The organism is Streptomyces sp. NPDC054887 (assembly GCF_053610585.1).
Genome location: NZ_JBSGYQ010000026.1, coordinates 45,492 through 57,740 on the forward strand (window position 1 = coordinate 45,492; position 12,249 = coordinate 57,740).

A 12,249-nucleotide genomic window follows, 5' to 3' on the forward strand; every position below is an offset into this window, starting at 1 on the left:
TTTTTGGGGGGGGCCCCTTACAGCGGGCCCCCCCGGGGCCCCCGGGGGGGCGGCGGCGGCTCCCGCGGCCCCCCCCCCCCCCGCCCGCCGCCCTGCCGGGCGGAGGCGACTGCCCCGTGTCAGTCGCCTCCGCCACCACCACCGCAGCCGCCTCCGCCGCCGCCGCAGGACGAGGAGCCGCCGCACGAACTTGAACCGGAGGAGCCGTGGTGGCTGCCCTCCCACCAGCTCCCCCCGCTCCTGCGGGTCCGCCGTCCACCACGGCTGCCCGCGAGCACCGTCAACCCCACGATCACCAGCACCACCAGAGCGATCAGCACGAACTCCACGCCCCTCACCGTCCTTCCGTTCCCCCGAAGCGAGGTGCTCGCTTCTTGCGTGACCCGGTGATGCCCCCGGCCGCCGGAACCGAAAGCCGACTTGAGCAACTCCAGAGCTTCGGCCCAGGATGGCCGCCATGACGACGCCCGCAGAGCACGACGCCCCCGGCCAGGACGACCGCCCGGGCCCCGGCTCCCGCCCGCAGCCGCAGCCGCACCCCCGCCCCGCGCTCAACCGCAGGCTGGCGGAGTTCGGGACGACGATCTTCGCCGAGATGTCGGCGCTGGCCCAGAAGACCGGCGCGATCAACCTCGGGCAGGGCTTCCCCGACACCGATGGCCCCGAGGCCATCAGGGAGGCGGCGGTCCGCGCGCTGCGGGACGGACGCGGCAACCAGTACCCGCCCGGCCCCGGCGTCCCCGAGCTGCGTACCGCCGTCGCCGCCCACCAGCTCGGCCGCTACGGCCTGGAGTACGACCCGGACACCGAGGTCCTCGTCACCGCCGGCGCCACCGAGGCGATCGCGGCCTCGCTCCTCGCCCTGCTGGAGCCCGGCGACGAGGTGGTCGCCCTGGAGCCGTACTACGACTCGTACGCCGCCTGCATCGCCCTCGCCGGCGGCACGCGCGTCCCGGTGACACTGCGCCCCCACGAGGGCCGGTACGTCCTGGACCTCGACGAGCTCCGCGCCGCCGTCACCCCCCGCACCCGGCTCATCCTCCTCAACACCCCGCACAATCCCACCGGCACCGTGCTCACTCGCGCGGAACTGGCCGCCGTGGCCGAGCTGGCGGTCGAGCGCGATCTGCTCGTGGTCACCGACGAGGTGTACGAACACCTGGTCTTCGACGGCGAGCACCTGCCGATCGCGTCGTTCCCCGGCATGCGGGAGCGCACGGTGACGATCTCCTCGGCGGGCAAGACGTTCTCCTTCACCGGGTGGAAGATCGGCTGGATCACCGCGTCCCCCGCCCTGGTCACCGCCGTACGCAGTGCGAAGCAGTACCTGACGTACGTGTCGGGCGGGCCCTTCCAGTACGCCGTCGCCGAGGCGCTGCGCCTGCCCGACTCCTACTTCACCGCGCTGCGCGAGGACCTGCGCGCCAAGCGGGACCTGCTGTCCGCGGGCCTCGCCGACGCCGGCTTCGCGGTCTACCGCCCGGCCGGCACGTACTTCGTCACCACGGACATCCGCCCGCTGGGCGAGAGCGACGGCTTCGCGTTCTGCCGTGCGCTGCCGGAGCGGTGCGGGGTGGTGGCCATCCCGAACGCGGTCTTCTACGACCACCGCGACCAGGGCGCGCCGTTCGTCCGGTTCGCCTTCTGCAAGCGGACCGAGGTGCTCCAGGACGCGGTGGCCCGCCTGAAGGCCCTGGCCGGACAGCGGTAGCGCCGAGCCGTCCGGCGGCGGTGCGGGCGTCCTGCCCGGGGCCGGGGTGACCGGCTCGCGGTCGGAGGGGTCCACCCGTGCCACGGCGAAAGCCCGGCCGAGGACGGCGGTCGTGATGACCGCCGCCCCGGCCGGGCTCTCGCCGGGCCACGGGGCGCATCCGGTGTCGATCGCCCCGGTGCCGGTGTGACGGGCCGGGCTCAGACCTTGCCGTCGCCGTCGCCGTCGCCCTCGCCCTCGGCGGAGTCGACGTCCTTCTCCAGGCCGAGCTGCTCGACGAGCCACTTGTCGAACTCGATCGAGGCGCGGACCCAGCTGACCGTCGAGGACACGAAGTGTTCGAGGCTGACGCCGGTGCCGATCAGCATCTGCGCCTCACCGATGAGACGGACGGTGCCGTCGTCGTGGGTGTGGCTGTAGACCTTCGGCCACAGCGTGCGGCGGTTCCAGTCGTCGATCAGTTCGAGGAGCTGGACCTTCTCCTCGATCTGGTGCGGCCGGTCGTAGAAGGTCCGTACCGAGAAGACCTGCTGGTCGTCCTCGCCACGGAACATGAAGTACGTACGGAACTCCTCCCACGGCGCGGCGAGGTCGCCCTCGTCGTCGACGACGTACTTCAGCTCCATCTGCTCCAGCAGCTGCTTGACGAGGTCCTGGTCGGGGACGACGGGGCCGGCGGGCCCTTCGGGCTGCGGTTCGGGCTGGCCCCCGAAGTTCGGGATCGAGGACGGGTCGATAGACATCTTGAATACTCCTGGGTTATCGCGTGTGGGATCTTCGCGTGGCTGCCTGACATCGACCCTAGTCGCGAAAGCGGGTGCGGGTCCTTCGCCCTGCGCTGAACCCGCACCCGGACCGCCTACTCGGCGCGGCCCACGGTCAGGCCGTCCTCCGACCGGTCCACCCGGACGGTGTCCCCGTCGGTGACCTCGCCCGCCAGGATCTCCTTGGCGAGCCGGTCGCCGATCGCCGTCTGGATGAGCCGGCGCAGCGGCCGGGCTCCGTACGCCGGGTCGTTCCCCTTGTCCGCCAGCCAGGCCAGCGCCCGCGGGGTGACGTCGAGGGTGAGGCGCCGGTCGGCGAGGCGCTGGGCCAGCCGGCCGATCTGGAGCTCGGCGATGTGCGCCAGCTCGTCCCCGGACAGGGCCGAGAAGACGACCAGGTCGTCGAGCCGGTTGAGGAACTCGGGCTTGAAGGACGCCCGCACGGTCTCCAGGACCTGCTCCTTCTTCACTTCCGCGCTGGTCAGCGGCTCGACGAGGTACTGGCTGCCGAGGTTCGACGTCAGGACGAGGATGGTGTTGCGGAAGTCGACCGTGCGCCCCTGACCGTCGGTGAGGCGGCCGTCGTCGAGCACCTGGAGCAGGACGTCGAAGACCTCGGGGTGGGCCTTCTCAACCTCGTCGAGGAGTACGACGCTGTACGGGCGGCGGCGGACCGCCTCGGTGAGCTGGCCGCCCTCCTCGTAGCCGACGTAACCGGGCGGGGCGCCGACCAGCCGCGCGACGCTGTGCTTCTCGCCGTACTCGCTCATGTCGATGCGGACCATGGCCCGCTCGTCGTCGAAGAGGAAGTCGGCGAGCGCCTTCGCCAGCTCGGTCTTGCCGACGCCGGTCGGGCCGAGGAAGAGGAACGAGCCGGTCGGGCGGTCGGGGTCGGCGATGCCCGCGCGGGTGCGGCGTACGGCGTCGGAGACCGCGCGCACCGCCTCGTGCTGGCCGATCAGCCGCGTGCCGAGCTCGTCCTCCATGCGCAGCAGCTTCTGCGTCTCTCCCTCCAGGAGGCGTCCGGCGGGGATGCCGGTCCAGGAGCCCACCACGTCGGCGATGTCGTCGGGCCCGACCTCCTCCTTGACCATGGTGTCGGTACGGACCTCGGCCTCGGCCGCCGCGGCCTCCTCCAGCTCGCGCTCCAGGCCGGGGATCTCGCCGTACAGCAGCTTGGAGGCGGTGTCGAAGTCGCCGTCGCGCTGGGCGCGCTCCGCCTGGCCGCGCAGGTCGTCGAGCCTCTCCTTCAGCTCACCGACGCGGTTGAGGCCCTGCTTCTCCTTCTCCCAGCGCGCGTTGAGGCCGCGCAGCTCCTCCTCCTTGTCGGCGAGGTCGCGGCGCAGCTTCTCCAGCCGCTGGCGGCTCGCCGGGTCGGACTCGTTCTTGAGGGCGAGCTCCTCCATCTTCAGCCGGTCGACGGCCCGCTGGAGTTCGTCGATCTCGACCGGCGAGGAGTCGATCTCCATGCGCAGCCGCGAGGCCGCCTCGTCGACGAGGTCGATGGCCTTGTCGGGCAGGAAGCGGGAGGTGATGTACCGGTCGGAGAGGGCCGCGGCGGCCACCAGCGCGGAGTCCGCGATCTGCACCTTGTGGTGGGCCTCGTACCGCCCCTTGAGGCCGCGGAGGATCGCGATGGTGTCCTCGACGGTCGGCTCGGCTACCAGCACCTGCTGGAAGCGGCGCTCCAGGGCGGGGTCCTTCTCGATCCGCTCCCGGTACTCGTCGAGGGTCGTCGCGCCGACCATGCGCAGCTCGCCGCGCGCCAGCATCGGCTTGAGCATGTTGCCGGCGTCCATGGCGGAGTCGCCGCCCGCGCCCGCCCCGACGACGGTGTGCAGCTCGTCGATGAAGGTGATGATCTGCCCGTCGCTCTCCTTGATCTCGGAGAGGACGGTCTTCAGCCGCTCCTCGAACTCACCGCGGTACTTGGCGCCCGCCACCATCGCGCCGAGGTCGAGCGCGACGAGCCGCTTGTTCTTCAGGCTCTCGGGGACGTCGCCCTTGACGATGCGCTGGGCGAGGCCCTCGACGACGGCGGTCTTGCCGACGCCGGGCTCGCCGATGAGCACGGGGTTGTTCTTCGTACGCCGCGACAGGACCTGCACGACGCGCCGGATCTCCTGGTCACGGCCGATGACCGGGTCCAGCTTGCCGTCGCGCGCGGCCGCCGTGAAGTCGGTGCCGAACTTCTCCAGGGCCTTGTACTGGCCCTCCGGGTCGGGGGTCGTCACCCGGCGTCCTCCCCTGATCTTCTCGAAGGTCTCCAGCAGTTTCGCGGCGCTCGCGCCGTCCTGCGACAGTACGTCGCCGGCCTTGCCGCCCTTGGCCGCGATGCCGATGAGCAGGTGCTCGGTGGAGAGGTAGTCGTCGCCCAGCTCCTTCGCCCGCTGCGAGGCGTCGGCGATGACCGCGAGCATCTCGCGGTTGGGCTGCGGCGGGGCGACGGTGGACCCCGTCACGCTGGGGAGCGCGGCGAGCACGCGCTCGGTGCCGGCGCGCACGGCCGCCTGGTCCGCGTCCACGGCGGCCAGCAGGTCGGTGATGTTGGCGTTGTCCTCGCCCGCGAGCAGGGCCAGCAGCAGGTGGGCGGGGGTGAGATCCGCGTGCCCGTCCTTGACGGCCCGGTTGCTCGCCGCCTGGATGGCGTCCCGGCTCTTGTTGGTCAGCTCTGCGTCCACTGCGCTCGTTCCTCCTCGGCGGGCGGTACTGCTTCCTCGGCTGTGACGTGTCCCACGACTGTGCAGCTATGACTTGTTCAGCATAGGCAAAGTTGAGTCTATTCCACTCAAGGCGGGAAAAGACAGCCCGGCTACCCTGGCGCCATGGCCAACGACCTCGACGTACGGAACCCGAGCCCGGACTACCTCGCCTTCTGGCGCGAGTACCACCTCTGCACGCTGACAACCCCGCGCCCGGACGGCTCGCCGCACGTGGTGCCGGTCGGGGTGACGTACGACCCCGAGGCGGGGATCGCCCGCGTGATCACCAACAAGAGCAGCAGGAAGGTCGCCAACGTGCTGGCCGCGGGAGAGGAAGGCGCCCGGGTCGCCGTCTGCCAGGTGAAGGGCGGCCACTGGGCGACGCTCGAAGGGCGCGCGGTGATCCGTACGGAGCCGGAGCTGATCGCGGAGGCGGTGCTCCGCTACGCCGAGCGGTACGGGCGCACGCCGGCGCCGAACCCGGACCGCGTACTGATCGAGATCACGCTGGAGCGCGCGATGGGCCGCGCCCCGAGCACGGGCTGACCGGGCCGGGCTCCACACGTGCGGGCGCAGCACAGCGGCGCCATCGTGTTCAGGTCCACGATGGCGCCGCTGTGTGGGGGAGCGCCTGGGCGATTGGAACGACGGGGGAATCGCGTCAGGCGCTGCGGGGGGTGGCGGTGCTGGTTTCGGGCTCGATCAGCTGGTGGTCACGCTGGTCGAGATTGACGAAGACCATGCCGTAGCGCACGGCACAGCGAACAGGTTGCGGGGCGCCCCGGGGCTTGCGCAGGCACCGGTAGGCACGGACGTCCTCATCCTCTTCACGCGCGACCAGGATCGGCTCGCCGAACAGGGTGACCATCAGCGAGTCGCCACGGTGGGGAATGGCCGTGACCAGGTCGATGAAGTGCCAGCCCGAGCGGTAGGCGGTGGCCATTTCGCGCCTGAAGGTGCGGTCGTCCGGTGGAACGGTCATACGTCCGACTTGGCCGGCGCGGTGTCCCAGCCGAGGTCTGGCGGCGCTTCGGACTGCGCGCCGACCACGCCGCCGCCCGCAGGCTTGCTGTCCCAGGCGAGGTCCATGGTCGTCGCGGCGCCGAGGGCCAGCCCGGCTGTGAAAGCAGTGGCAAGCACCGAGCGAAGCATTCTCTTGTACATGGTCGGCTTCGTCCTCACTTGAAGGGTTTCTTCTCTCCCCGCACCAAGACCATGGCCTATTCGGCCACGTCAACACCACTGGGTCGATGCATCATGTTCCTGCACGTTCAGGACCCTGGGGGGTGGAGTTATGGCCGCAAGTGACTCAAATCAGGCACATCCCCATGCTGTCACCGATTTTTGTGACGAGGGAAGGCGCCTCTACGCCAGCGCGCTGCGCACCGGTCGCATCGCGCGGACCGAGGTGGCACCGGCCCCCTGCCTCATCGAGTTCGCTCTGCTGCACCCGGACCCGGACGACGCCAACTGGCTGCGCCCGGTTCCGCCGTCCGCGGCACTGGCGCAACGACTGCACCCGATCGAACGCGAGATTCACGAGCGGCGGCACCTTTCGATCGAACTCACCGACTCTTTTGAGCCGTTCATGGCCATCAGCGCACAGGACCCTCCGACCACCCACGCGATCACCGTGCTGGAGGGCATCAACCGCATCAACGCGGCCATAGATCTCGCCACGGCCGAGTGCCACACCGAGGTGCTCACCGTCCAGCCGGGCGGCGGACGCAGCGAACACGCCCTCAACGCGGCCCTCGAGCGCGGCCAGGCGCTCATCAACCGCGGCATCAGTATGCGCACCCTCTACCAGCACACCGTCCGCCACAGCCAGGGCACGCTCGCCTACGCCGAACGCATGGCCGAGGGCAAGGTCGAGATCCGCACCCTGGAGCAGCTCATCGAGCGCCTGATGATCTTCGATCGCACGGTCGCCTTCATCCCCGCGCGCGACGACCGCCAGGTCGCCCTGGAACTGCGCCACCCCGGCCTGGTCGAGTACCTCGCCACCGTCTTCGAGCAGTTCTGGCAACGCGGCGTCCCCCTCCAGGAGCGGGTCTCCTACGACCACACCCCCGACGGCATATCCGGCGTCCAGCGCTCGATAGCCAAGCTCCTCGTCGAGGGGTACGTCGACGAGGCCATCGCCCGCCGGCTCGGCATGAACGTACGGACCGCCCGCGCCCACATCGCCAAACTCGCCGCCACCCTCGGCAGCGGCAGCCGCGCCCAACTCGGCTACCTCATAGCCAAATCAGGCATCCTGAACCAGGACCACTGACCCGACCCGGGCACGGGTCCGGTCACCGTCTGTGTCACCAGAGCGAGATGTACGGCGACATCGCCGGGTACCACGCCAGTCCGGGCAGCGGCAGCAGGCACAGCCGGGCCACCGTCAGCGACCGGCCGAGCCGCCGCGCCCACGCCTGCTCACGCGACAGCAGGGCCAGACTCACCGCGAGGGAGAGCGTCAGCCCCACGCTGGACCACAGCAGGTACGGGACGTCCGCGAGCAGCACATACGGATCGTCGCGCCAGGTCCACAGGGTCCGGGCCACGAGCAGGGTCAGCACCGCCTCCGCGGCGGGGAACCACAGCCTGCGCGGTCCCGCTGTCGTCCGCATCGGTACCGCTCCGGCCCGGCCCGGTGAATCCGGACTCATCTTCACCTTCGACTCGGCGCTCTTCTGTGCGGACAGGGCGCGTACAGCGCGGCAGGTGTGACCATAAGGCGATCACGGCGCGCAGGTCGAGCCGGGAAACGCGAAGAGGGCCGGAAAAGCCCGGCCCTCTCCACGAGTCGACGCAGTCGTCAGTCCGACGAATGCTGTCTCTTCGGACGCCAGACCACCAGTGCGCTCGCCTGCTGCACGTCCTCGTAGCGGACGAGGTCGCGCCGGTAGGACGCGTGGACCTGGGCCTCGCGCTGCTGGAGCGCGGCCGCCGCGCCGTCGACCGCCGCCGACAGTTCCGCGACGCGCTGCTGGAGTGCGGTCACCTGGTTCTCCAGCTCGATGATCCGCTTGATGCCGGCCAGGTTGATGCCCTCGTCCTGCGACAACTGCTGCACCTGGCGCAGCAGTTGGATGTCGCGGGCCGAGTAGCGCCGGCCGCGCCCGGCCGTGCGGTCGGGAGAGACCAGGCCGAGGCGGTCGTACTGCCGCAGGGTCTGCGGGTGCAGACCCGAGAGCTGGGCCGCTACCGAGATGACGTACACAGGCGTCTCGTCGGTCAGCTGATACGGGTTACGACGCATGCGCGGGTCCATCTCATGCTCCCTTCGCGGCCTGGAACAGCTCCGCCCGCGGGTCCTCCCCGGCGGTCGCCTCACGGTAGGACTCCAGCGCCTCACGGGCCTTGTCGTCAAGGGCCGTGGGCACCTCGACCTCCACGGTGACCAGGAGGTCGCCGCGGGTGCCGTCCTTGCGGACCGCGCCCTTGCCCCGTGCGCGCATGGTGCGGCCGTTGGGCGTGCCGGCCGGCAGCTTGAGCGTGACCGGCGGCCCGCCCAGCGTCGGGACCTTCACCTCGCCGCCGAGCGCCGCCTCCACGAAGGTGACGGGCACGGTGACGGTGAGGTTGTCGCCCTTGCGGCCGAAGACCGGGTGGGCGTCCACGTGGACCACGACGTACAGGTCGCCCGCCGGGCCGCCCCGCTCGCCCGCCGTGCCCTTGCCGCGCAGCCGGATCCGCTGGCCGTCGGAGACGCCCGCCGGGATCCGGACCTGCATGGTCCGGGAGGACTTGGCACGGCCGCTGCCCTTGCACACCTCGCAGGGGTCCTGGGCGATGAGCCCGCGGCCCCGGCAGTCGACGCAGGGGTCGGTGAGCGAGAAGCCGCCACCGCCGCCGCGCGACACCTGTCCGGTACCGACGCAGGTCGGGCACACCCGGGGGGTGCCGTTCTTGTCGCCCGTACCCGAACACGCCTTGCAGGGCGCCTGGCTGGACATCCGCAGCGGGACCGTGGCCCCGTCGACCGCCTCGGTGAAGCTGAGCGTCACCTCGGACTCGATGTCCTGGCCGCGGCGGGGCTGCGTACCCGTACGGGCACCCGGGCCGGCGCCCCGGTTGAACAGGCCCCCGAAGACGTCCCCGAGGCCGCCGCCGAACCCGCCGGCGCCACCGGTCTGGGCCCCGCCCTGGGCGCCTCCGAAGAGGTCGCCCAGGTCGAAGTTGAAGGTGCCGCCGGCGCCCGGGCCCGGCCTGCCCTGCCTGTTGTACAGGGCGCCGTTCCCGAACAGAGCACGCGCCTCGTCGTACTCCTTGCGCCGCTTGGGGTCGCCGAGGACGTCGTTCGCCTCGGAGATCTCCTTGAAGCGCTCCTCCGCCTTGGCGTCGCCCTTGTTGGCGTCCGGGTGGAACTCGCGGGCGAGCTTCCGGTACGCCTTCTTGATCTCGGCCTCGGTGGCGTCCTTCGGGACGCCGAGAACCTTGTAGTAGTCCTTCTCGACGAAGTCCTTCGTGCTCATCCCCGACGTCCCTCCTTCCCGTCACCTGTACTGCTGCTGGTCACGTCAGCCCTCGTCCGGGCCACCGCTCTCCTCGTCCGGAGCCTTGGCCTCGGCCTCGTCCGCCTTGGCGGGCGCGGCGCCGGGCTGGGGCTCGGCCACCGCGACCCGCGCCGGACGGATGGTCCGCTCGCCGATCCGGTACCCGGGCTGGAGGATCGCGACGCACGTGGTCTCCTCGACGTCCGGCGCGTACGAGTGCATCAGCGCCTCGTGGATCGTCGGGTCGAAGGGCTCGCCCTCCTTGCCGAACTGCTGCAGGCCCATCTTGGCGGCGACCGTCTCCAGCGATTCGGCCACCGACTTGAACCCGCCCACCAGCTCGCCGTGCTCCCGCGCGCGGCCGATGTCGTCGAGGGTCGGGAGGAGTTCGCTCAGGAGGTTCGCCACAGCGATCTCCTTGACCGTGACCCGGTCCCGCTCCACGCGGCGACGGTAGTTCTGGTACTCCGCCTGGAGCCGCTGGAGGTCCGCGGTGCGCTCGTTGAGCGCCATGCGGGCCTGGTCCAACTGCGCCGTGAGAGCTACGTCCTGTACGTCCCCGGCCGGGGCCGCCGGGCCCGACTCCGCGACGGAGTCGGTCCCTGCCGTGTCGGGCGTGGCGGCCTGCGGTTCGGCGTCTTCGGGAGTGGCGCCGGAAGGGACGTCGGGCTTCTCCTCGAAGCCCGGAGTCTCCTCCGTCATGCGGCGCCTCCCTGACGGCCGGCGTCCTTCTCGTCGTCGACGATCTCGGCGTCGACGACGTCGTCGTCCGCCTTGGCCTGCTCGGCGCCGGGAGCGTCGCCGCCCGCGGCCTGAGCGCCCTCGGCGTTCGCGTACATGGCCTGGCCGAGCTTCTGCGAGACGGCGGCGACCTTCTCGGTGGCCGTGCGGATCTCCGCGGTGTCCTCGCCCTTGAGCTTGTCCTTCAGCTCGGTGACGGCGGTCTCGACCTCGGTCTTGACGTCACCCGGAACCTTGTCCTCGTTGTCCTTGAGGAACTTCTCCGTCTGGTAGACGAGCTGCTCGGCCTGGTTGCGGGTCTCGGCGGCCTCGCGGCGCTTGTGGTCCTCGTCCGCGTACTTCTCGGCCTCTTCGCGCATCCGGTTGACCTCGTCCTTCGGCAGCGAGGAGCCGCCGGTGACGGTCATCTTCTGCTCCTTGCCGGTGCCGAGGTCCTTGGCGGCGACGTGCATGATGCCGTTGGCGTCGATGTCGAAGGCGACCTCGATCTGCGGGACGCCGCGCGGGGCCGGCGGCAGGCCCGTCAGCTCGAACATGCCGAGCTTCTTGTTGTACGCCGCGATCTCGCGCTCGCCCTGGTAGACCTGGATCTGCACGGACGGCTGGTTGTCCTCGGCCGTCGTGAAGATCTCGGAACGCTTGGTCGGGATCGTCGTGTTGCGCTCGATGAGCTTCGTCATGATGCCGCCCTTGGTCTCGATGCCGAGAGACAGGGGCGTGACGTCGAGGAGCAGGACGTCCTTGACCTCACCCTTGAGGACACCGGCCTGGAGCGAGGCGCCGATGGCGACGACCTCGTCCGGGTTCACACCCTTGTTGGCGTCCTGGCCGCCCGTGAGCTCCTTGACGAGCTCGGCGACGGCCGGCATACGGGTCGAGCCACCGACGAGAACGACGTGGTCGATCTCGGAGAGCTGGATGCCCGCGTCCTTGATGACGTTGTGGAACGGCGTCTTGCAGCGCTCCAGCAGGTCGGCGGTCAGCTGCTGGAACTGCGAGCGCGTGAGCTTCTCGTCCAGGTGCAGCGGGCCCTCGGCCGACGCGGTGATGTAGGGCAGGTTGATCGACGTCTCGGTGGAGGACGACAGCTCGATCTTCGCCTTCTCCGCGGCCTCGCGGAGACGCTGGAGAGCCATCTTGTCCTTGGAGAGGTCCACGCCGTGGCCGGAGTGGAACTGCTTCACCAGGTAGTCGACGACACGCTGGTCCCAGTCGTCACCACCGAGGTGGTTGTCACCGTTGGTGGCCTTCACCTCGACGACGCCGTCGCCGATCTCCAGCAGCGAGACGTCGAACGTGCCGCCACCGAGGTCGAAGACGAGGATCGTCTGGTCGTCCTTGTCGAGGCCGTACGCCAGGGCGGCGGCGGTCGGCTCGTTCACGATGCGCAGGACGTTGAGACCCGCGATCTCGCCGGCCTCCTTCGTCGCCTGGCGCTCGGAGTCGTTGAAGTACGCCGGGACGGTGATGACCGCGTCGGCCACCTTCTCGCCCAGGTACGCCTCGGCGTCGCGCTTCAGCTTCTGCAGGATGAAGGCGCTCATCTGCTGCGGGTTGAAGGTCTTGCCGTCGAGCTCGATGTTCCAGTCGGTGCCCATGTGGCGCTTGACCGACCGGATCGTCCTGTCGACGTTGGTGACTGCCTGGCGCTTGGCAACCTCGCCGACCAGCACTTCACCGTTCTTCGCGAAAGCGACGACGGACGGCGTGGTCCTGGCGCCTTCGGCGTTGGTGATGACGGTGGGCTCGCCGCCCTCCAGAACGCTGACGACGGAGTTGGTGGTGCCCAGGTCGATGCCGACCGCACGTGCCATTTCGATTCCTCCAGCTGACTTGAGTGG

The 12,249-nt window shown here is 70.4% G+C and carries 13 protein-coding genes; 3 read left to right on the forward strand and 10 right to left on the reverse strand.

The window, feature by feature from the left end:
- Positions 1-119: 119 nt before the first annotated feature.
- The gene (locus ACWGH0_RS16930) at positions 120-329 is read right to left on the reverse strand and encodes a hypothetical protein (protein ID WP_453404916.1); all 210 of its coding nucleotides are present in this window, start codon (positions 327-329) and stop codon (positions 120-122) included.
- Between the two features lie 128 nt (positions 330-457).
- On the opposite strand from ACWGH0_RS16930, the gene ACWGH0_RS16935 reads away from it, so the two are divergent.
- Positions 458-1,711, forward strand: a complete 1,254-nt coding sequence (locus tag ACWGH0_RS16935) for a pyridoxal phosphate-dependent aminotransferase (RefSeq protein ID WP_453404917.1) — start codon at positions 458-460, stop codon at positions 1,709-1,711.
- A 200-nt stretch (positions 1,712-1,911) separates the two neighbouring features.
- Here ACWGH0_RS16935 and ACWGH0_RS16940 read toward each other — a convergent pair whose 3' ends face one another.
- Together ACWGH0_RS16940 and clpB are read right to left on the reverse strand one after the other, a co-directional pair.
- Positions 1,912-2,454 carry a YbjN domain-containing protein gene (locus ACWGH0_RS16940; RefSeq protein ID WP_453404918.1) on the reverse strand — a complete coding sequence of 181 codons (543 nt, stop codon included), beginning with the start codon at positions 2,452-2,454 and terminating at the stop codon, positions 1,912-1,914.
- Positions 2,455-2,570: 116 nt separating this feature from the next.
- Positions 2,571-5,156, reverse strand: a complete 2,586-nt coding sequence (clpB, locus tag ACWGH0_RS16945) for an ATP-dependent chaperone ClpB (RefSeq protein ID WP_453404919.1) — start codon at positions 5,154-5,156, stop codon at positions 2,571-2,573.
- Positions 5,157-5,300: 144 nt separating this feature from the next.
- On the opposite strand from clpB, the gene ACWGH0_RS16950 reads away from it, so the two are divergent.
- Positions 5,301-5,723 (forward strand): pyridoxamine 5'-phosphate oxidase family protein, encoded by a 423-nt coding sequence (locus ACWGH0_RS16950; RefSeq protein ID WP_453404920.1) that lies wholly within the window; start codon positions 5,301-5,303, stop codon positions 5,721-5,723.
- 115 nt (positions 5,724-5,838) lie between these two features.
- On the opposite strand, the gene ACWGH0_RS16955 is transcribed toward ACWGH0_RS16950, so the two are convergent.
- Positions 5,839-6,159, reverse strand: a complete 321-nt coding sequence (locus ACWGH0_RS16955) for a Rieske (2Fe-2S) protein (protein WP_214909602.1) — start codon at positions 6,157-6,159, stop codon at positions 5,839-5,841.
- Positions 6,156-6,317 carry a hypothetical protein gene (locus ACWGH0_RS16960; RefSeq protein ID WP_453404921.1) on the reverse strand — a complete coding sequence of 54 codons (162 nt, stop codon included), beginning with the start codon at positions 6,315-6,317 and terminating at the stop codon, positions 6,156-6,158. Before ACWGH0_RS16960 ends, ACWGH0_RS16955 begins: the two co-directional genes overlap by 4 nt.
- A 154-nt stretch (positions 6,318-6,471) precedes the next feature.
- Here ACWGH0_RS16960 and ACWGH0_RS16965 point away from each other — a divergent pair, with 154 nt between their 5' ends.
- On the forward strand, positions 6,472-7,455 hold the full coding sequence (locus ACWGH0_RS16965) for a helix-turn-helix transcriptional regulator (protein ID WP_453404922.1): 984 nt from the start codon (positions 6,472-6,474) through the stop codon (positions 7,453-7,455).
- 34 nt (positions 7,456-7,489) lie between these two features.
- Here the strand turns inward: ACWGH0_RS16965 and ACWGH0_RS16970 are convergent, their stop codons facing one another.
- The 5 genes from ACWGH0_RS16970 to dnaK all read right to left on the reverse strand — a co-directional run bounded on the left by ACWGH0_RS16970 (position 7,490) and on the right by dnaK (position 12,222).
- Positions 7,490-7,798 (reverse strand): hypothetical protein, encoded by a 309-nt coding sequence (locus ACWGH0_RS16970; RefSeq protein ID WP_453404923.1) that lies wholly within the window; start codon positions 7,796-7,798, stop codon positions 7,490-7,492.
- A gap of 188 nt (positions 7,799-7,986) precedes the next feature.
- A complete protein-coding gene (locus ACWGH0_RS16975; RefSeq protein ID WP_453404924.1) occupies positions 7,987-8,442 on the reverse strand; it encodes a heat shock protein transcriptional repressor HspR in 456 nt (151 codons plus the stop codon).
- A 1-nt stretch (position 8,443) separates the two neighbouring features.
- Positions 8,444-9,646, reverse strand: coding sequence for a molecular chaperone DnaJ (gene dnaJ / locus ACWGH0_RS16980; RefSeq protein WP_453404925.1), 1,203 nt, complete (start codon positions 9,644-9,646; stop codon positions 8,444-8,446).
- Between the two features lie 45 nt (positions 9,647-9,691).
- Complete coding sequence (gene grpE / locus ACWGH0_RS16985; protein ID WP_453404926.1) at positions 9,692-10,369, reverse strand: nucleotide exchange factor GrpE; 678 nt, start codon at positions 10,367-10,369, stop codon at positions 9,692-9,694.
- Positions 10,366-12,222, reverse strand: coding sequence for a molecular chaperone DnaK (gene dnaK / locus ACWGH0_RS16990; protein WP_453404927.1), 1,857 nt, complete (start codon positions 12,220-12,222; stop codon positions 10,366-10,368). Before dnaK ends, grpE begins: the two co-directional genes overlap by 4 nt.
- Positions 12,223-12,249 lie beyond the last annotated feature (27 nt).